The organism is Cohnella phaseoli (assembly GCF_003386235.1).
Classification (GTDB): domain Bacteria; phylum Bacillota; class Bacilli; order Paenibacillales; family Paenibacillaceae; genus Cohnella; species Cohnella phaseoli.
Genome location: NZ_QRDZ01000007.1, coordinates 262452 through 282370, shown reverse-complemented (window position 1 = coordinate 282370; position 19919 = coordinate 262452). Strand labels below are relative to the sequence as shown.

At 54.0% G+C, this 19919-nt stretch carries 16 protein-coding genes; 14 read left to right on the top strand and 2 right to left on the bottom strand.

Annotation, left to right across the window (positions count from 1 at the left end; translation table 11 throughout):
* Nucleotides 1-91 precede the first annotated feature (91 nt).
* The 12 genes from DFP98_RS11625 to DFP98_RS11570 all read left to right on the top strand — a co-directional run bounded on the left by DFP98_RS11625 (nucleotide 92) and on the right by DFP98_RS11570 (nucleotide 16137).
* Entirely contained in the window at nucleotides 92-919 is an 828-nt protein-coding gene (locus DFP98_RS11625; RefSeq protein WP_116060748.1) for an aldo/keto reductase, read from the top strand.
* A 263-nt stretch (nucleotides 920-1182) separates the two neighbouring features.
* Entirely contained in the window at nucleotides 1183-1608 is a 426-nt protein-coding gene (locus tag DFP98_RS11620) for an RrF2 family transcriptional regulator (protein WP_116060747.1), read from the top strand.
* A gap of 94 nt (nucleotides 1609-1702) precedes the next feature.
* On the top strand, nucleotides 1703-2014 hold the full coding sequence (gene trxA / locus DFP98_RS11615; protein WP_116060746.1) for a thioredoxin: 312 nt from the start codon (nucleotides 1703-1705) through the stop codon (nucleotides 2012-2014).
* 577 nt (nucleotides 2015-2591) lie between these two features.
* The gene (locus DFP98_RS11610) at nucleotides 2592-3170 is read left to right on the top strand and encodes a TetR/AcrR family transcriptional regulator (protein WP_116060745.1); all 579 of its coding nucleotides are present in this window, start codon (nucleotides 2592-2594) and stop codon (nucleotides 3168-3170) included.
* Nucleotides 3171-3319: 149 nt separating this feature from the next.
* A complete protein-coding gene (locus DFP98_RS11605) occupies nucleotides 3320-5341 on the top strand; it encodes a YhgE/Pip domain-containing protein (RefSeq protein ID WP_116060744.1) in 2022 nt (673 codons plus the stop codon).
* A gap of 238 nt (nucleotides 5342-5579) precedes the next feature.
* The gene (locus tag DFP98_RS11600) at nucleotides 5580-7388 is read left to right on the top strand and encodes a cache domain-containing sensor histidine kinase (RefSeq protein ID WP_116060743.1); all 1809 of its coding nucleotides are present in this window, start codon (nucleotides 5580-5582) and stop codon (nucleotides 7386-7388) included.
* Nucleotides 7389-7400: 12 nt separating this feature from the next.
* Nucleotides 7401-8894, top strand: a complete 1494-nt coding sequence (locus tag DFP98_RS11595) for a response regulator (RefSeq protein WP_116060742.1) — start codon at nucleotides 7401-7403, stop codon at nucleotides 8892-8894.
* A gap of 120 nt (nucleotides 8895-9014) precedes the next feature.
* A complete protein-coding gene (locus DFP98_RS11590) occupies nucleotides 9015-10349 on the top strand; it encodes an ABC transporter substrate-binding protein (protein ID WP_116060741.1) in 1335 nt (444 codons plus the stop codon).
* 110 nt (nucleotides 10350-10459) lie between these two features.
* Nucleotides 10460-11341, top strand: coding sequence for a carbohydrate ABC transporter permease (locus DFP98_RS11585; protein ID WP_181917629.1), 882 nt, complete (start codon nucleotides 10460-10462; stop codon nucleotides 11339-11341).
* A gap of 4 nt (nucleotides 11342-11345) precedes the next feature.
* Complete coding sequence (locus DFP98_RS11580; protein ID WP_116060739.1) at nucleotides 11346-12188, top strand: carbohydrate ABC transporter permease; 843 nt, start codon at nucleotides 11346-11348, stop codon at nucleotides 12186-12188.
* A 45-nt stretch (nucleotides 12189-12233) separates the two neighbouring features.
* The gene (locus DFP98_RS11575) at nucleotides 12234-14621 is read left to right on the top strand and encodes a discoidin domain-containing protein (protein WP_116060738.1); all 2388 of its coding nucleotides are present in this window, start codon (nucleotides 12234-12236) and stop codon (nucleotides 14619-14621) included.
* A gap of 61 nt (nucleotides 14622-14682) precedes the next feature.
* Complete coding sequence (locus DFP98_RS11570) at nucleotides 14683-16137, top strand: hypothetical protein (protein WP_116060737.1); 1455 nt, start codon at nucleotides 14683-14685, stop codon at nucleotides 16135-16137.
* A 103-nt stretch (nucleotides 16138-16240) separates the two neighbouring features.
* On the opposite strand, the gene DFP98_RS11565 is transcribed toward DFP98_RS11570, so the two are convergent.
* Nucleotides 16241-16957 carry a hypothetical protein gene (locus DFP98_RS11565; RefSeq protein WP_116060736.1) on the bottom strand — a complete coding sequence of 239 codons (717 nt, stop codon included), beginning with the start codon at nucleotides 16955-16957 and terminating at the stop codon, nucleotides 16241-16243.
* A 224-nt stretch (nucleotides 16958-17181) separates the two neighbouring features.
* Nucleotides 17182-17325 carry a hypothetical protein gene (locus tag DFP98_RS39025; RefSeq protein ID WP_181917628.1) on the bottom strand — a complete coding sequence of 48 codons (144 nt, stop codon included), beginning with the start codon at nucleotides 17323-17325 and terminating at the stop codon, nucleotides 17182-17184.
* Nucleotides 17326-17590: 265 nt separating this feature from the next.
* On the opposite strand from DFP98_RS39025, the gene DFP98_RS11560 reads away from it, so the two are divergent.
* Both DFP98_RS11560 and ychF read left to right on the top strand, forming a co-directional pair.
* Entirely contained in the window at nucleotides 17591-18595 is a 1005-nt protein-coding gene (locus DFP98_RS11560) for an RpnC/YadD family protein (protein ID WP_116060735.1), read from the top strand.
* A gap of 135 nt (nucleotides 18596-18730) precedes the next feature.
* Nucleotides 18731-19831, top strand: coding sequence for a redox-regulated ATPase YchF (ychF, locus tag DFP98_RS11555; RefSeq protein ID WP_116060734.1), 1101 nt, complete (start codon nucleotides 18731-18733; stop codon nucleotides 19829-19831).
* Nucleotides 19832-19919 lie beyond the last annotated feature (88 nt).

Below are 19919 nucleotides of genomic sequence, written 5' to 3'. Positions count from 1 at the left end.
TCCGTAACTCAAGCATACAAAAAAACGCCCAAGGCTGACGGATTTCATTCCGTTTTGTGCCTTGAGCGAAGCGAAAGGAATGGGAATAATCATGAAACTGACGATCGATTCGACGGTGGAGCTGCTGAACGGAACGGAGATGCCGCGGCTTGGACTGGGCGTTTGGCGGGCGGAAGACGGCGCAGAAACGGAAAATGCGGTGCTGGCCGCACTGCAAGCGGGATACCGCAGCATAGATACGGCTTCGTTGTACGGGAATGAGGCGAGCGTCGGCCGGGCGATACGGGCATCGGGCGTTGCGCGCGAGAAGGTGTTCGTGACGACCAAAGTGTGGAACGACGAGCAGGGCTACGACAACACGATAGCGGCCTGTCACAGAAGTCTGGAGCGCCTCGGTATGGATTACGCGGATTTGTACCTCATTCACTGGGCAGTCGTCGGCAAGTATAAGGAAACGTACCGTGCGCTGGAGGAGCTCTACGAGCAAGGGCTGGTGAAGGCGATCGGGGTGAGCAACTTCAACATTACTCATCTGGAGGATTTGATGGGAAGCTGCCGCATTAAGCCGATGGTGAACCAGGTGGAGATGCATCCGCTGCTTACGCAGAAAAGATTGTTCGCTTTTTGCCGCAAGGAAGGCATTCAGCTGGTATCGTGGCGTCCGCTTATGCAGGGCAGGCTGGATCATCCTCTGATCGTGCAGCTTGCAGGTAAATACGGCAAAACGCCAGCGCAAATCCTGATCCGCTGGCACCTCCAGCTGGGAGTCGTCACGATTCCGAAGTCGTCCCGTGCGGAGCGCATTCGCGAGAATGCCGACGTGTTCGACTTCGTGCTGGAGCCGGAGGACGTCGTGGCTATAGACGGGTTAAACGAAAATCGGCGATTTGGCAAGGACCCGGACCATGTCGATTTCTAAGGCGTGTATGCTTACTCCGAGGACATGAGATTTTTTCGAATCTTCGTTCCATGCAAGGAGCATTGTGAAGGCGTACTGGGATATGTCAAAAGTGATAAAACAGGGGGCGAAGAGGCGGTGAAGATGCCTCTGAGGGGTTTGCATACAGGCTCTAGGATAGAAGCATAGAAGCATGGTTCGACAGGGATAATACCGGGTAAGAGTAGCTATTGACAGTCTCAACTGTAATTGTTATGATTACAGTAATCGGGGAGGCTGAACTCATGAACAGTGAATTTATAATAGCTGTCCACAGCTTGGTCCTCTTGGCGCATCGTCCCGACGGGATGGCTTCCAGCGAAGAAATCGCGAACAACGTCTGCACGAACCCGGTGCGCGTTCGCAAGGTGATGAGCTGTCTGCGCAAAAACGGCTTCGTGGATACCCGGGAAGGCTCGGGCGGAGGCTACAGACTGTCGCGAGAGCCGGGGAATATGACGCTGGCCGACGTGTATCGTTCCCTTGCCGCCGGCTCGCTTGCTCCGAAATGGTGCAGCGGGGATCCGGAATCCGATTGTCTGGTCGGATCGAATATGGGCGAGGTAATGAACGGGGTTTTCTGCGGCGCGGACCGGCAGCTTGAGCAATACTTCGAATCGATTACGATCGGACAGATGCTGTCGCAGCTGACCGCCATGGCGAAGGCGTAGTCCAGCCGATCGAAGAGGGTGGAGCGGGTCGAACAGACGGCCCGATCATCATAGGTGTTATCACTTTATACACTGAGGATAGGAGAGATGTCTTATGGCAGTTGCGATTACGAAAGACAACTTTAGCGAGAACGTGGCGCAAGGCGTATCCTTGCTTGATTTCTGGGCGCCGTGGTGCGGCCCTTGCAAAATGCAGCTTCCGATCGTGGAGGAGCTGTCCGAGGAATTGAAAGGAACGGCGACGATCGCGAAGGTCAACGTGGACGAACAGCCTGAGCTCGCAAGCCAATTCGGAGTGATGAGCATTCCTACGCTGATTCTGTTCAAGGATGGACAACCGGTTGACAAACTGGTCGGCCTGCAAAGCAAAGAAGCTCTGAAAGCGAAAATCGAAAACCACCTGTAATTCGGAGTAAAGACGCCGTTAGCCCCCCTGCTTGGTGGCTGCGGCGTTTTTTTCTATGGCTGACCATTTTTGCGTACGTAGGTTCTCTTTTCTGGTGAGCTTTCGTGAGGAGAATGGTCTGAAGCGGCTGTAGGGTTGCTCGATTTGACTGTTCCGTGCGGTCTGGGGTACCGGGTGCGGATGAGAGGTTGGCGGGACGGTCTGGGAGACCGTAAGAAGTGTGGATTTGAGGATGGTAGGGCGTGTAACGGTCTGGGAGACCGTAAGAGGTGTGGATTTGAGGATGGCAGGGCGTGTAACGGTCTGGGAGACCGTAAGAGGTGTGGATTTGAGGTTGGCGGGGCGTGTAACGGTCTGGGGGACCGTAAGAGGTGTGGATTTGCGGATGTCGGGGTGTGTAACGGTCTGGGAGACCGTAAGAAGTGTGGATTTGGAGGGCGAATGTAAGTCCATTGGTCAATCGTATTTTTTAGTTGTTGCCAAGCGCCGCAAATCGTGCTAACATAATTTTTGACCGAATGACCGAGAATGAAATTTAGTCATATAGTCAGTTTTGCGCGAAGGGAGGCATGCAACGATGGCGATCGACCGAAGGAAGCAGATCGTAGAAGCGGCTGCGAAGTCGTTCTCGTTGTTCGGGTACAAGGCGACGACGATGGATCAGGTAGCGAAGTTGGCCAATGTCGGCAAAGGCACGATCTACACGTTCTTCAACAACAAGGAGGAGCTGTTCGACGAAATTATGAACAGCCTGATCCAGGAGATGAAGCACGTGGCGGAAGCCGAGTACGATCCGGGAGGCTCCTTTTTCGACAATCTGAATCGCGTGCTGGGACGGATACTCGATTTTCGGGAGAAGCATCAGTTGGCGGTCAAGATGGCTCATGAAGTTCGAGATATCGGAACGCCCAAGGCATTGGAAGGGTTGAATCGACTGGAGAACGCGATTCTGTCCTACATTCAGGTCAAGGTACAGGCCGCGATCGACAAAGGCGAGCTAAAGCGCTGCGATCCCGAAGTCACAGCGTTCGTCATGCTGAAGCTGTATTTGGCGCTGGCGTCGGAGTGGCAGACGGTTCACGAGCCGTTGAAGAAGGAGAAGATTACCGAGCTGTTTCAGCTCTATCTGCTGCGGGGGCTGGCCAACGGGGAATAAGCATTACAAGGCTTGTCTTCTTTTTTTGTTGCAAAATGACCAAATGAACAAAATGGTCAATTGGGTTTATAAGGTCAACGAGATGAGAAAAACCAACAAAGGAAGACCAATAAGACCAGGTAAACCAACAAGATCAGGAGTGTGGAATAATGAAAGGAATTAAGCAGTTTGCCAAGGAAATGTCCGGGATTGCCCGGAACAAGAAGGTGCTCATTCCGGTTATCGCCGTGCTGACGGTTCCCGTGCTCTATTGCGCGATGTTCCTCGGAGCGTTCTGGGACCCGTACGCGAAGCTGGAGGAGCTGCCGGTCGCCGTTGTCAATTCGGATCAAGGCACAGTGCACGAAGGGAAACAGCTGCATATCGGAGAGGACTTTATCGAGAAGCTGAAGGAAGGCAAACACTTCGATTATCAGTTCGTAAGCGAGAACGAAGCGCTTGAAGGGCTGAAGAGCAACAAGTACTATATGGCGATCGAGGTTCCGCAGGACTTCTCGAAAAATACGGCAACGCTGACGACGGAGCAGCCGACGCCGGCGCAAATCCGGTTTTTGCCGAACGAGAGCTATAACTTCCTGGCCGCTCAGATCGGTAATACCGCAATCGAAAAAATGAAAACCGAGCTGAGCCAGGAAGTGACCAAGGCCTACACGCATACGGTTTTCGATCAAGTGCAGACGTTGGCGGACGGCTTGAGCAAAGCGAGCGAAGGCGCAACGGAGATCGCGTCCGGCACGAACAGCGCGAAGGACGGGGCGACGCTGCTGGAGCAAAACTTGAATAAGCTGGCTTCCGGCTCCCTGACGATGAAAAGCGGCGTAAATAAGCTGCTCGACGGCAGCGCGAAGCTGGAGGTCGGATTAGGCGATTTGCAGAAGGGCAGCACCGCGCTGAACGGAGGGCTGACGCAGCTGTCGGATGCTAGCGGGCAGCTAAGCCAAGGAGCTAAGCAAGCGGAGCAGGGCGCTTCGCAGCTGGCTGGGGGATTGGGCCAATCGGCGGCCGGAGCTGCCAAGCTGGAAGCCGGGGCGACGGAGCTGGCCGCAGGGCTTGAGCAGTACGCGAAGGCGCACCCCGAGCTCGCCGAAGATGAGGGGATGCAGCGCCTGATTGCAGCGAGCAAGCAGCTTGCAGGCGGATTGGGCGAAGCGAAGAAAGGTCAGGATCAGTTGGCTACCGGAGCGGTTAAGCTGAAGGACGGTACAACGCAGCTAGCGGGAGGACTCGAGCAGTTCGGCGAAAAGCTGAAGGAAGCGGGCAAGGGCAGTCAGAGTCTGGCGACTGGGGCGCAACAGCTGCACGGGGGCGCGTCTCAATTGAAGCAGGGACTTGGCGATCTGCGCAAAGGTGTCGGCGAGTTCGCGGACGGTACGGGCAAGCTGGATGCAGGCGCGCAGCAAATGGCGGAAGGCCTGGTGAAGCTGACCGACGGTACGGGAGAGCTGTCCAGCAAGCTGAGCGAAGCGGCCGAGAAAACGGCAGGGCTGAACGGCAGCGATCCGGTCGTCGACATGTTCGCCAACCCGGTTGATCTGGATGTGGTCAAGTCGAACGAAGTTCCGAACTACGGAACCGGCTTTGCTCCATATTTTATCTCGCTCGGCTTGTTCGTCGGAGCGCTGCTGCTGACGATCGTCTATTCGGTTAAGGAGCCGGCGATTCGTCCGACAAGCGGTTGGAGCTGGTTCGCTAGCAAGCTGTTGACAATGGTGTTCATCGGCGCCGTTCAAGCGGTCATCGCCGATCTGGTGCTGCTGTACGGACTGGGGCTTGAGGTGCAAAGCCTGCCGCTGTTCTTCCTGTTTACGATTTTGACGAGCATCTCCTTTATGGCGTTGATTCAATTCCTGGTGACGGTGCTGCAGCACCCGGGCAGATTCGTGGCTATCGTCATTCTCATTTTCCAATTGACGAGCTCCGCGGGCACGTTCCCGCTGGAATTGATTCCGGGCTGGCTGCAAACGGCCAGCGCTTGGCTGCCGATGACCTACTCGGTATCGGGTCTGAAAGCCGTTATCTCCAGCGGCGACTATGCCGTCATGTGGGATAATGCGTACGTCTTGTTCGCCTTCTTCGCGGCGTTCGCGGTATTGACGCTTGCCTACTTCGTGATCGTGTATCGCAAGGAATATCGCGGCTCGAAGAAGGAAGGGACGGCTTTGGCGGTGTAAGCAGCAAGGGCAAATATAGGATTGCGAGAAGAGACGGCGTCTTGTGGCGCTGTCTTTTTTCATCTGCTTCGGCACCCCAATACGCCGAAAGCGCGTTAGCATATATTACAGGCTCCGGAGCCATGCAAGGATTGACTTCCCGCACGGCCTCCTTTAGTATCAGACACAAAATAACGCCGATTTTGTCGAAATTTGCAGCAAGCCGGAATGTTTCCTAATCGGAGAGTGGAGCGGGCGCATGCCAGGACTCAAGGTTCGAAAATGGTGGAAGCCCATCGAGTCGTTGTTTGCCAAGATGGTGCTCTATTACTCGTTGATTACGTTGTTTTCTTTTGCGCTGTTCGGCGGCATTATGTTCTCGCTGTTTTCCAGGACGATGAAGTCGGACATGCTGACCCATGCGCAGAAAATTTCCAATCAGACGAATATGAGCCTGGACAATTATTTTAACGAGATCGTCACCTCGCTCGAGATGGTCGCGACTCATCCGTTTGTCCTGTCAAGCCTGTCCGCTTACGATGCGAATCCCAGCTACACGAACTATACGAACGCCCAGCAGATCATTCAAATGCTGCAAAACATCAAATCGCTAAAGCCGGACATTAGCGAGATTTTTATTTTCCGACCGGATTTCTTTATCAAGCCGACGATTACGAAGTCCGTTAACGTCAATTCCCCGTTTCTGAAGAACGTCTGGAAGGAAGCCGAGCAGGCTCCGCCGCATATGAAGCCGATCTTCTACTCCACGCACGTGCCGGACTATTACAATTCGGCATTCACGAATCATAAAGTGGTCAGCATGAGCTATCCGATCCGGGACATTATGCACTACGGGACGGAAAATCTCGCGATTTGCTTTATTGATTTCAACTTCGAGAAAATCACGCAGATTATCGAGCATTCCAAGCTGGGACCAAGCGACCGCATCATTCTGCTGACGGATTCCGGGAGTGTGATCTATTCAACCGACACGGGCTTTCAAGCCGGCAGCGACATCACGGAGGGTTTGGACGTCGGACCCATTTTCCAGAGCGGGGGCGGGTACTACAGCACCGAGTTTCAAGAGGAGAAGCTGCTGGTCACCTATTCCACCTCGCAAGTGACGGGTTGGAAGCTCGTGTATTTAAGCAAAACGGCGGAAATTCAAAAGAACGTCAACCAAACGTACGTCATTACCACTTATCTGCTGTTGGGGGTCATCGTCTTCAGCATTCTGCTCTCGGTCGTGATCTCGCGCAAAAACGCGAAGCCGATGATGGAACTGATGAACCATATGCGAGAGGTAGGACGAGGCAACTTCTCGATCCGCATTCCCGAAGACGACAAGCATCTGGAGTTCAAAATTTTAAGCAGCGGCTTTAACCTGATGACCAATAAAATCAATGTGCTGTTCGACGAGGTGTACGCGGGGAAAATCAAGCAAAGAGAAGCGGAGTTCAAAGCGCTGGAATCGAACATCCACCCGCATTTTCTGAACAATACGCTGCAGGTGATCCATTCGCTCGCCGTTTTGGAGCGGAGCCGGGATATTGAGCAGGTCGTCACCGCGCTCGGCAATCTGCTGGAATATTCCCTCTACGAGAAGGAGAAGCGGGTGCTGATTTTCAAGGAGCTTAACTATATCGAGGACTACTTGAAAATACAGAACATTCGCTACGATCACGCGATCCGGGTCGACATCGAGGTGGAGGAGCAGGTCAAGCTGTGCTATATTTCCAAGCTTCTGCTGCAGCCGATCGTGGAGAATGCGGTGTTCCACGGACTGGACAAGGTGGCGGACGAGAAAATATTGCGAATTAGGGGCTTTGCCGCAGACGGTCAAATTCATTTTACGGTCGAGGATAACGGTATCGGCATGACAGAGCGGGAACTGCAAGCCGTCGTCGCCCGACTGGATAATAATGAGGCGGCATCCGAGAGGAGCATCGGCCTTTCGAATGTCCAGCAGCGGATCAAGATCGAATACGGTCCCCAATACGGGATGAATTTTCATTCCGTATATCGGAAGGGGACGAAGGTCGAACTGGTCATTCCCATTCTAAAATAGCGGGTGGTAATCATGAAACGAGTACTCATTATCGACGATGAACCTCTGATCCGACAGGCGCTCAAAAAGCTATTGATCCGCAACGAGCTGGAGGTCGTTGTCGTCGGAGAGGCCGGCAACGGCATCGAGGCGCTGAGCGAGCTGGAACGGACGCGGGCGGACATTTTGTTCCTCGACGTTCGGATGCCGCTGATGAACGGTTTTGATTTGCTGCAGCGATTGCAAGAGAGGAATATGGCGGTAATGACGATTATTCTGACCGCCTATCGCGATTTCGATTATGCGGCGAGGGCGATCGAATACGGGGCATTCGGCTATCTGGTCAAGCCGATCGACGAGAAAAAGCTGGTCGAGATGACGATCAAGGCCGGGCGGAAAATCGACGAGGAGCGGCAGGCGGAGACGGCGAAGCGGCAATTGGCGGAGCTGCGAAAAACGGGCTACTTGGAGCGTCTGCTTGCAGGAGAGGAGACGGCGTTCGCGGAGCGTCCGGAAGGGATGCCGGATTTCTCGGACGGTTGCGGACGATTGGTCGTCGTCAGGCCGTCTGACGGCGTCGTTTCGCGAATCGGAGGCAGCGGCGACCCGGCGGTCATTGCCTACAAAGGCGAGCTGATTCTCCTCTATCGGACTGCTCGGGAGCTGACGGACGAGGAGCTTGCGACCCGCTTAACGAAGGATGGAGCGGCAGAGCATCCATGCGGGATAAGCGCGCCGTTTGCCGGAGAAGAAAATATTCGACTTGCCTATCGGCAAGCGAAGGCCGCGCTATTCTACCGGGATGCGGCAGGCGAGCCGCCTATTTACCGATTTGCGGAGCGGAAGACGGCGACAGGGGACGAGCCGGATGCGTTGACGGATCAGCGCGGATTTGAGCAGCTGTCGGAGAAGCTGGAGCTGGGCTTGCTGGGCGAAGCCTGGACGATGATCCGCGGCTTTACGGAAACGCTGGAGCGGCGCAAGGATGAGGACCTGGATGCCGTATACCGGCAGTATTATCAATTCGCGACAGCGATCAAGCACAATTTGCCGCGCCTGGAAGCGCCGGAGCCGGTGAAGAAACAGCTTGCGGATCTAGGGCTTGCGGAGCTGGCGGCTTATTCAACGCTGTCCGAAATCGACGCATTCTTCGAGCGGCTGTTCGCCGCGCTCGCTCCGGCGGCAACGGTAGAAGATGCGGAGCGGGTCGTGCATAAAATCAAAGCCTACATTCGGGAGAACTACGCGCAGGACATTTCTCTGCATCTGCTGGCCGAACGGCTTTATTTGAGCAAAAACTATATCAGCGCCGTATTCAAGCAGAAGACGGGCGTTAACTTTCTCGAATATTTGACGAATGTTCGTATGGAGCAAGCCAAGCTCCGACTGGAAAGGACGGAAAAAGGGGTGCACCAGATCGCGGAGGAGGTCGGCTATAAAAATACGAGCCATTTCGGCAAAGTGTTTAAGCAGACCGTAGGCGTCACTCCAGCCGAGTATCGACAGCGGCGATACGCAAATCCATGATTTTAGAACATGAATCGGTATTTCTCGTTATTGAGGACGTCTCCCTTGCAACGTAGAATTTAGGTACATGCATGGTAGCGCTGCCATTGCGACTGCACATCCACGAGGGGGACATAGCAAATGAAAAAGTTGTTCGGCATTGCGGCTTCGGCTATTTTACTGGCCGGCGTCACGACGGCATGCGGCAGCAGTAATAATGGCGATTCAACGGGAACGCTGGCGCCATCCGGCTCCTCTGCCAGCGCGGAATCGAGTCCGTCGGACTCCACGAACGATAAATTCACGTTGAAAGTGGTTGCTTCCGACCTGAAGGGCGACGGGCTGGACGTAGCGACGGAAATGTTCAAGCAGAAATATCCGAACGCCGAAGTGCAGGTCGTTACGGGGGGCTGGGGCAGCGGCGGACAGGATTTGCGCAACAAGCAGCTGATTCTGCTAAGCGGCGGAGAGTCGGCCGACGTCGGCAAAATGATCTGGGGCAAGGAGTTTTTTCGCTCCGGCGTCATCGACGATATTACGGACGCGGTGAAAAGCTGGGAGGTCTACGACCGCCTGAGCGACGGGCAGAAGGACAGAATGATGCTGGACGGCAAAGTGTACGGCGTCACCTTCAGCAGCAACACCGTCTACATGTTCTATAACAAAGACATTTTAGCCCAAGCGGGCTTTAACGAAGCGCCGAAAACACTCGACGATCTCGCAGCGATCGCCAAGAAAATCAAGGAAGCGAACTTGCAGACGGCGGATGGCAAGCCGATCTACGCGACCAGCTTCGAGGGCGGCAACTGGGCGACCGATTACTGGCTGTGGGCCAACGGCGGCAAGCAAATGACGGACGACTATTCGAAGACGCTGATCGACTCACCGGAATCGATCCAAGCCTACCAATTTATGCAGGACTTCGTGAATAACGGGTGGGCGCCGAAAATCGACGGAAGTTACGACCAGCTCTGGCTCAACGGTCAAGTCGCGGTCTGGTTTTGCGGCGACTGGGACATCCCGGCAACGAGCAACGCGAACATCAACGCCGGCTATGCGCCTATGCCCCAAGGCTCGTCCGGTCTAAATACGACCAGCGTCGGCGGCGTGGAGTGGGCGGTATTCAAGCAATCGAAGCGTAAGAAGGAAGCACTCGATTTCATTGAAATTCTCGTATCGAAGGAATTCCAGTTGAAAACGCAAGGGCTGACCACCGACCTGGCGTTATACGACGATCCTGAGCTTCAGGCGACCTGGAAGGCCGACGGCACCTTTGAAGGCCGCATGGCGGAGAAGGTTCAGCTGCAAAACACGAAATATAACTTCCTGGAAGCGCCGTTCCTGTTCCCGGACGCATCCAAAATCTACAACGCCGCGCTTGAGAAAATCTTGATCGGCGGAGCGGATGTGACGGCTACGATGAAAGAGGCGGCCGAGCAAATCAATAAAGGGATAGCAGAGGTGTCGAATTCCTAACGTAAGCCCGATATCCGAACATAGAACACATCGGTCCGGTCGCGATAGGCCGGATCGGGCCGATGCGCTTGGGAGTGAGAAGTATAGCAGCTATAGCAAATGCGCCGAAGATGAGAAAACGCAAGCTGTCGAAGCGAGGAATCGTCTATGCCGTGCTGACGCCGACCGTTTTGTACTTTGCGCTGTTTTTCTACTATCCGTTCTTTACGAACGTCGTCTGGATGTTCACGGACTATAATTTTCTGAATAGTGCGAAATTTGTCGGTTTGAAAAACATCGCGCATTTCTTCGATGACCCTTATGCCTGGAAAGCGCTCAAAAATACTTTTGTGATTACACTGGTCAGCACGCCGCTGACGCTGGGCGTCTCCTTGGCGCTGGCCATGGCCGTGTTTTACTTGAAGCTGGGCAAGGCCGTCATCCGGGGAGCGATCTTCTCCACCTACATCGTCTCGACGATTGTGGCCGCTATCACGTTCAAGGTGTGGTTCAACGACGAGCTCGGCTACGTGAACAGCATTTTGACCGGCCTTGGGGTGAAAAAAGTAGCTTGGCTCACCGACCCATTTTGGGCGATGGTTGCGATTATTATGCTGAGCGTGTGGCTGCTGATGGGCTATTTTATGGTCATTTTCCTGGCGGGAATTTCCGGCATCGACACGCAGCAATTGGAAGCCGGCATGATGGACGGGGCGAACAAACGACAGTTGTTTTTCCGGATTACGCTGCCGCAATTAAAGCCGATCATGATCTTCTCCTCGATTATCGCCGTATCGATCTACCTGAAGACGTATCCCTCGGTCGTCATTCTGACGAACGGCGGGCCCTACCGCTCGACGGAGACGATTCTGATGTATATGTTCGATCAGGGGTTCGTATCGAGGAACGTAGGCTACGCCTCGGTGCTGGGGATTGTCATTTTCCTGATTACGATGTTTATATCCCTGCTGCAGCTGAAGTTGACCAAATTTTTCTCCGAGCAGGGGGGATGAAGACGTGAATACGCAGAAGGCGAGCAGAAGCTGGCTGGATTTTGTTTATTTGCTGGGGATGGCGGCGGTCGCTTTTGTGCTCCTGTCCCCTGTCATTTGGCTTGTGTCCGCTTCGTTCCAAGGGCCGGGAGAAATTTTCAAGGTTCCGTTCCGGTGGATTCCGCAGCACATTTCTTTGGAAAATTACAAAAATGCTTGGGAAGTCGGGCAGATCGGGAGGGCGCTGTGGAATTCCGTGTCCGTATCCGTGCTGATGCTTGTGTTCCACCTGTTCCTTAATGCGTTCAGCGGGTATGTGATCGTGAAGTATTCCTTCAAATTCAAGAGCCTGATGATCGTATTCGTGCTGGCGACGCTGATGCTGCCGCAGGAGATTACTTTTCTGCCGGTCTACAATCTCGTAAAATCGTTCGGTCTGGTCGATAGTCATCTGGGCTTGGCGATTCCGTTCTTCTACAGCGGCTTCGGCGTCTTTCTGATGATGCAATTCGCCCGCGCCATCCCGGATGAAATTCTCGAATCGGCCCGAATCGACGGCTGCTCGGAGTACCGCATTTTCTTCCGGATCGCGCTGCCGCTGCTCAAATCGGCGATCGCCGCGCTGGGCATTATGGCGTTCTCGTTCATTTGGAATGAATATGCCTGGGCGAACATTGTGGTTCTCTCCGACCAGATGCGGACGCTGCCGATCTCGCTTACCTTCCTGGCGAAATCGTCCGACAACTCGGTCAAAATTTCCGCGCTGATTCCCGCCAGCGTGATCGCGATGACGCCGGTTATGCTGCTGTTCTTTATTTTTCAACGTCAGTTCGTAGAAAGCGTAGCAAGCTCCGGGGTAAAAGGATAACCCGCAACGGAGGCCTGTCCAATTCACTTGAGAGGTGATTTGAAAATGTACAGTTTTACGCTCAAAAGAACGGTTCAATATGCCGGTTTGGCTTTGCTCGCACTTGTGATTGCCGTGATCTGCTCTTCCAGAGCTTCCGCCCAAACGATCGTGTCGCAAGTCGTGCAAAGTCCGGAAGGCAAGTATTATTTGCAAAAAGACGGCAGCCCGTTTCTGTACCTCGGCATTCAAAATACCGGCACAACCCAATTAAAAGGCAGGTACGCCAACGACAATCCTCCTTACGCGCCGTACCCGACGCCTATGCCGCTGAGCTGGCTGGAGAACGCCTATGAGAAAACGCAGGCGCTCGGCTACAAGGTCGTTCAACAGCAGTTGACTTGGTCCGATCTGGAGCTGACGAATACGCCGGGCGTGTACGATTGGACGATCATCGATCAGTACGTCGATTGGGCGAACGAGTACGATCTGTATATCGACATCGTCTGGTTCGGCACCAATGTAGGCGGAGGCGGCGTGCTGTCGGGATACCCTTACGGCTGGAACACGAATGTGCCTCCTTATTTGCAGAATCACAACAAATATTGGAATAACGGCGACGGAGTCGGTTCGGGCGCGAACACGCCCCATCTTCCTTCGCATGGCACGGATGCCGCCAACCTGTTCGCTTGGGAGAGACAGACGATCAGAGCGTTATTCGATCACTTGGCCGTATACGACACCAATCATAGAGTGGTTCTCTTCCAAGTGAACAACGAGCCGAATCTGGCCGCCAATTACGAGGCCAACAAGACGGAGTGGCTCAGCGTCCTGAACCGTTTGGCGGAGCAGGTCAAGCTGTCCGATTACGTCGTGGCTACGAGAGTGAATCTGGCCGGCTACACGAGCGGCGATCCGGATATTAAAAACAGCAGCCCGTACATCGATTTTAACGGCCCCGATCTCTATTCGTCGAACGTAACTGCGGTGATGAACGCGATCAACGATCACGGCAATTCCAGCTTGACCTACATTCCCGAGAATGCGGGCGACTTCGGCAACTCGTCTTCGCTGACCTTGACGGCGCTCGTCAACGGCGGATTTTACGAAGTGTACCAGCTTAACGACTCGTGGACTTTCTCCAATCAAGGGATGTTGGGAGCGACCCTGTACAATACGTGGACGCTCGGGACGCTGCCTCCGTTTACGGCGCAAGCGACCGATATGAAAAACCTGAACAACGCGATGAATAAAGTCGGTTCACTGATCGCGGCTGCGCATCCGTCGAGAATGGCGGGCTACAACATCGAGAGCGACAATCCGACCTCATCCTACAATGCGTTCAAGTCGGTAGTCGGCAAGGACATTGCCTTCTATTCGACGGACAGTTCCGTGGGCATGGTCGTCAATAACGGAAGCTATTTCTATGCGGTATCGGACACGGCCAATTCCGCAAATGTTTATTTTACGACCAAGGAAAATCCGGTTTCGGCCACTTACGGGTATATGGACAGCAGCGGAAACTGGGTTAGCCAAGGCCATATAGCTGTCGTGAATAACGGCAACGGAACGTGGAAGATTCCGTATTCCTCGCAGCAGGCGGTCAGAATCGAGCTGTCTCCGGCGGAGAAATTCGCCGCGGCGACGAACGCCAACAATCTGTTCCCGGCCTCCAACGCGATCGACGGCAGCCAGGGTACGGCCTATGTGAGCGCGGATTCTCAGGCTTTCCCGGAGTATTTGACCCTCTATTACAATCAGCCGCAGACGTTTAACCGACTCAGTGTGTCCTGCGATTTCTGCCAAGGGCAGGGCGTTACGAGCTACGACGTACAGGTGACAACGGATGGTGCGAATTGGAGCACAGTAGGGTCCTCAGGCACGGTAATCTATACGGGCAATAGCGCGGCCATTGAGACGAGCGTCGTGGACTTCACGGCAGTAACGGGAATTACAGGCATTCGCATCCAAATCAACAGCGCGAATATCCAGTGGGATCATTTTGTGGTGAATGAGATGACTCCGTCGTATAGCGCCGGCTCTTCGAATACGGTGACCGCCAGCGCAACAAGCGTTAACGGAGCGTTCCCGGCTTCGCGGGCCATCGACGGAGATCAAGGCACGGCTTACGTCAGTGCCGATAATCCGACTTTCCCGCAATATTTGACCTTGACCAACAGCCTGCCGCAGTCTTATCAGCAGCTGAGCCTTACCTGCGATTTTTGTCAGGGGCAAGGCATTACGAGCTTTGACGTGGAGGTATCCACGGACGGCACGAGTTGGAGCACAGCAGCATCCTCCGGCACGCTAAACTATACGAGCAATAGCGCCGCCATCGAGACGAAGACCGTAAGCTTCGCTCCGGTGACCGGGATCAAGGCGATCCGCATTAAAATTAACAGCGCAAACCTGCTGTGGAACCATTTTGTCGTAAACGAAATTCAAACCAGCTAGAACGGCCGATTCAAGCAGCAAATGAAGCGGAAATTTAAGCAGAAGCAAGGAGGCGCCTTACTTGGATTATGTCAAACATGAAGGAATCCGCTGGACGATCGTTCACGGAGAATATGAGGGAGTGGAGCGCCATGCGCTCGACGTGCTGTACAATATCGTGCAGCCGCATGTACCGTACTTAATGACGTTGCACTCGCATGCGACGGACAAGCAAAGTTTGAGCGACTACAACCTGATTGTGCTGGGCACCGTCCGCTCCAATGCCTGGATCGCGGAATTGTCGGAGCGGGGTCACATTCAGCCGAATCCGAAAGCGGAAGGGTATGCCATTAAAGTGTTCGCCAGCCCGCTCAACCCGGAGCGGCAGATGATCGTGATCGCCGGCGCGGACGGGAACGGGACGTTGTACGGCGTGAACGATTTCGAGCACTATTATTTGGACCCGAACGAGGACGATCTGTACGAGAAGAAAAGGAATTTCACGGAACCGATGCCGGAATACGAAGCCTCCAGCGCTCCGGCCATCCCCGAGAGAGGCTTCTGGACATGGGGACACGTCATCTACGACTATCGGAAGTATATGGACCACATGGCCAAGTGGAAGCTGAATTTCATTACGATCTGGAACGATTTCGCTCCCATCAATGCCAAGGAAGTGACCGATTACGCGCATTCCCGGGGCATTAAAGTCATCTGGTCGTTCTCCTGGAGCTGGGGCGAGGTTTGCGATCCGAACGACCCGGAAGAGCTGAACAAATGGACGGAGCGCGTGCTCGACACTTACGAGACGCAGTATGCTCATCTGGGCGGAGACGGCATTTATTTTCAGACGTTCACGGAAACGAAGGAAAAGCATATCGGCGGCAAGCTGATTGCGGAGGTCGTGGTGGACTGGGTGAACCACATCGCCGGGAAGCTGTTGGAGAGACACCCCGAGCTGTGGCTCAAGTTCGGCATCCATGCCACGTCGATCGAAGAGAATTATCCGCTGCTCGCGAAGCTGGACCCAAGGGTAAACATTACCTGGGAAGACGCCGGGGCGTTCCCGTACAGCTACGATGCGAACGATAACCAGTCGATTGCCGAAACGATGCAGTATACGGCCAACATCGGCGGGCTGCGAGGCGAGCAGGAGGATTTCGGCTTGGTCATCAAGGGCGGAACGTTCCTGAACTGGTTTGCTTTCGAGCATCAGAAAGGCGTCATTGTGCTCGGCCAAGCCAGCGAAGCGTTAATTGACAGCCTGTCCGGTCAGAAAGCCCGACCTTATAAGCAGTGGAGACATCAGCAAGCCTACTGGATGAAAAACCTGCACAATCTGTTGGATACGCTGAAGGTCATTGTGGAGCAAAACCCGAAACGGATTGCCGCCGAAGCGTTGGTCGAGCATGGACTATGGGAGCGGTATATGTGGTTCCCTGCGGCGCTATGCGCGGAGAGCATGTGGAACCCTTATGAGAGCGCTGAGGAAATCATCAGGAAAGTAGCTTTGGCGAAGGAAGTTCATTTTGCTTAGATAGCCGAGGCGGTTCGTTAAAAAACAGGGGTCGGCATCTCCCGGAAGGCTGGGGGAGTTGCCGGCCCCTGTCTGATGTCGACAGTGCTGGTCGTGTGCAAATCTAGATCGTCCATTGCCCGTGAACGATCCCGACAAGATGCCAATCGTCGCCAGCGGGCGTAAATACGAGCACAAGGCTCTGCCAATCCATGCCGTCGAGCTCTTCGTCGAATCCGGGGAAATAGAATTCTACATATGAGGCTCCAGGGTAAACCTCTGGAACGTTAAAGATCGCATTGCCCGTGCCGACGATTTTATTGACGTTGACTTGCGGCGCATCCGCGAAATCCTTCGTATATACGAACTGCTCGTAGTAATCTCTGAACGTGAGCTCGATCGGCTCTCCGCTGCCGTCGGCTTCGCCCCACTTCAGCTTTTTCTCGTCCTTGAAGGTTGGGAACGTCTCCGGCTTGAACGAGAGATCGGTATCTACATTGACATAAGGATACGGCGAGAAGCGCAGGCCTTGCTCCGGGTCGATCAGGGTGACTAGGGAACCGAGGTCCCTCTCTCTTAAATAACCGACGGCTTCGAGCGCAAGCTCCTTGATCTTCGCGTCGGACGTTTGCTCTTGATCGGTAGACGGAGCGGGCGAGCTTTCGCTTGGCTCGACGGACGGCTCCTCGCTTGCGGTAGATGTAGCTTGGCCCCCTAAAGACGATGCGGGCGGGAAAGTTATCGGAGCATCGGTTGCTCCGTTCTTATTGGTGGCGGCTCCGCAGCCAGCCAATAGGACAGCGAGAAGAACCGCGGCCAGAAGCGGAAACTTGCTGCGCATAGTCTATTCCTCCTTGCAGTTAAGTATTTATTTAGACGCAATAATCGCCGAGATGTTCCGGTGGAAAATGATGAGATGCAATAATTTATTGCTTTTGGGCGGAGGGAAGGGGACTTTCGTTGCTTAAGCTTAAGAAACAAGCCCGGATGTACAGAGGCCCCATTGAAGCGGGTTCCTTGCTGTATATCCGGGCTGTTAAAGTTCATGCCGGGGAGGCGAGAGGATTAATCGGTTTTCTTCTTGGCTTTAGGAACGGGAGCGACGGATTTGGTATTCTCCAACGTATCGTTGACGAAGGCCATGTCCTGATTTTCCGCGTGCATCCGGGTCGTACCTTTGTAGTTGCCTTTATGCGATTTGTTTTCCACGGGTTATCCCTCCTCTCTTCGAGGTCATTGTGCGCAGTTTGCGAGGACGTTATCCGTTTTGCGGCGGTGGTCAAGGATGGAACGGAGTAGTGGGGAAATGCATTCTGATCAGTTTCTTTGCATAGGAACGTTTGTTTGGTATAATAGTCATTAGGAAGCTCATGAAACGACGAGTGAAGCACACTCCGATTAGCGCGCAACGCGCTCGGGGTGTGCTTTTTTTGCTTTGGCGGATAATCGCGGATCAGAGGGGATGTGGTGTATAATGAAGGCAAAGAATCCAGATAAGAAGAAGCAACTGAAGAAAGAACCAATGAAGTTGGATCAGATGATGAGCGTGCTGTTCCGACTCTCCAAACATTTGCAATTACAACTGCTTAACGGTTTGTTCGGTGAGAACTTTGCCAGAGCCGACGTAAAGTCGATTCACTACGGCAACGCCAAATTCGATTCGGACGATTACAATCGCATCATCGGCGATCTGTTTATGAAGCTGGATACGATTCGCGGCGTTTTTCACTATCATGTCGAGTTCCAGACACTGAACAACAGATCGATGGTTATCCGCATGTTCAGATACGGCTTTGAGAAAGCGTTAGAGCTAGTTGAAGCGAAGGCGGAGGACGGCGTGCAACTGCCCGCATTCCCCAAGCAGCTCGTGATCTTCCTGGAGCAAAACAAAGCGATCGGCGACGAGCTGCGCTTCCGATTGCGGCTGCCGGACGGGACGGAGACGATGTACGCGGTGCCGGTGTTGAAGCTCTGGACGCTGACGCCCCGTGACATGCAAGAGCGAAAGCTGTTCGCTCTGCTGCCGCTGCAGGTGTTCCGCTCTCGCAAGCGGATGCGCCGCATTGCACTAAGTCAGCGTACGGACGACGAGAAGCAGCGTCTTCTCGCCCAAGAGTTTAAGCGCCTTAAAACGATGATCGAGGAAACGGTGGAAGTACTGCGGGAGCTGCGCAGGAAGCGGCAGTTACGGCTTGAAGACTTGGATAAGATGTTGCAGGTGCTGCAGAATATTCTGAACTACTTATACCGTCATTACGGAGAATATAAACAAACGGAAAAGGAGGTAAACGAGATGATCAAGACGTTTATTCCCGAGGCGCTGAAACGGGGCAGGAGAGAGGGAAGAAAAGAAGGTGAAAGGGCCAGACAGATTAAGGTGGCGCGCAACCTGTTGGAACTGGGCGTCGACAGGGATACGATTGTCAAAGCGACTGAGCTGTCGACGGAGGAAATCGAGAGCTTGGCGCGGCAGAAATAATGCTTATCGGGCAATAGGTTGGACAGTGGACGTTGCAACGCAGTTCCGTTATAATTGCGTGAGAATTGAACAGCTTGACGATGCGTTTGCGTCAGATGTCGCAAGCGGTCGCAAGAAGTCAGGAGTGTTAGGATAATGGCATTGTCGTGCGGAATTGTCGGTCTTCCGAACGTAGGGAAGTCGACCTTGTTTAATGCAATTACGCAAGCGGGAGCGGAAATGGCGAACTATCCGTTCTGTACAATCGATCCGAACGTCGGCGTCGTGGAAGTGCCGGATGAGCGGATGCAGAAGCTGGCGGAGATCGTGAATCCGAACCGGATCGTACCGACTGCTTTCGAATTTGTCGATATCGCGGGCCTGGTCAAAGGCGCTAGCCGCGGAGAGGGACTTGGCAATAAGTTTTTGGCCAATATCCGCGAAGTGGACGCGATCGTTCACGTCGTTCGCTGCTTCCAGGACGAGAACATTACTCATGTGTCCGGCAAGATCGATCCGATCAACGATATCGAGATCATCAATCTTGAATTGATTTTGACGGATATCGAATCCGTCGAGAAGCGGATGGAACGTACGCGCAAAGGGCTGAAGAGCGGGGACAAGAAGGTTGTCGAGGAGCTTGCAGTGCTTGAGCGTCTGCATGCGACGCTTACCGCGGAGAAGGCGGCAAGAAGCTTGGAGCTGACCCCGGAGGAAGCTCGTCTCGTCCGCGATCTTCATCTGCTTACGATGAAGCCGGTGCTGTATGCGACGAATGTAAGCGAGAGCGACGCGGCCAACGCCGACGGCAACGAGTATGTGCAGAGAGTGCGCGAATATGCGGCTGCGGAAGGCTCCGAGGTCGTGCATATCAGCGCGAAGGTGGAGTCCGAAATCGCCGAGCTGGAGGGCGAGGACAAGGAAATGTTCCTGGAGGAGCTAGGGCTGACCGAGTCCGGGCTGAATCGGCTCATTCGCGCTTCGTACAAGCTGTTAGGACTGTACACGTACTTTACGGCAGGCGTTCAGGAAGTACGGGCATGGACGATTCGTCAGGGGACGAAAGCTCCGCAAGCTGCAGGCGTTATCCACACGGACTTCGAGCGGGGCTTTATCCGCGCCGAGGTTGTGTCGTACGAGGATTTGGTCGCCAACGGATCTATGAAAGCGGCCAAAGAGAAAGGTCTGGTACGGCTGGAAGGCAAAGAATATGTCGTCGCCGATGGCGATGTCATGCACTTCTTGTTTAACGTCTAGAGTACGACAGGGCGTTTAACTCGCATAGAAGATAAATCTCGGCGGTGGGCGATTTCTTCCGGAAATCCCCAAGAGAGAGGAGATGCGA

Excerpts from the sequence above, each read along its gene's own strand:
- DFP98_RS11625 (WP_116060748.1), top strand. The coding sequence starts at position 92 with ATGAAACTGACGATCGATTCGACGGTGGAGCTGCTGAACGGAACGGAG.
- DFP98_RS11620 (WP_116060747.1), top strand. The coding sequence starts at position 1,183 with ATGAACAGTGAATTTATAATAGCTGTCCACAGCTTGGTCCTCTTGGCG.
- trxA (WP_116060746.1), top strand. The coding sequence starts at position 1,703 with ATGGCAGTTGCGATTACGAAAGACAACTTTAGCGAGAACGTGGCGCAA.
- DFP98_RS11610 (WP_116060745.1), top strand. The coding sequence starts at position 2,592 with ATGGCGATCGACCGAAGGAAGCAGATCGTAGAAGCGGCTGCGAAGTCG.
- DFP98_RS11605 (WP_116060744.1), top strand. The coding sequence starts at position 3,320 with ATGAAAGGAATTAAGCAGTTTGCCAAGGAAATGTCCGGGATTGCCCGG.
- DFP98_RS11600 (WP_116060743.1), top strand. The coding sequence starts at position 5,580 with ATGCCAGGACTCAAGGTTCGAAAATGGTGGAAGCCCATCGAGTCGTTG.
- DFP98_RS11595 (WP_116060742.1), top strand. The coding sequence starts at position 7,401 with ATGAAACGAGTACTCATTATCGACGATGAACCTCTGATCCGACAGGCG.
- DFP98_RS11590 (WP_116060741.1), top strand. The coding sequence starts at position 9,015 with ATGAAAAAGTTGTTCGGCATTGCGGCTTCGGCTATTTTACTGGCCGGC.
- DFP98_RS11585 (WP_181917629.1), top strand. The coding sequence starts at position 10,460 with ATGAGAAAACGCAAGCTGTCGAAGCGAGGAATCGTCTATGCCGTGCTG.
- DFP98_RS11575 (WP_116060738.1), top strand. The coding sequence starts at position 12,234 with ATGTACAGTTTTACGCTCAAAAGAACGGTTCAATATGCCGGTTTGGCT.
- DFP98_RS11565 (WP_116060736.1), bottom strand. The coding sequence starts at position 16,957 with ATGCGCAGCAAGTTTCCGCTTCTGGCCGCGGTTCTTCTCGCTGTCCTA.
- DFP98_RS11560 (WP_116060735.1), top strand. The coding sequence starts at position 17,591 with ATGAAGGCAAAGAATCCAGATAAGAAGAAGCAACTGAAGAAAGAACCA.
- ychF (WP_116060734.1), top strand. The coding sequence starts at position 18,731 with ATGGCATTGTCGTGCGGAATTGTCGGTCTTCCGAACGTAGGGAAGTCG.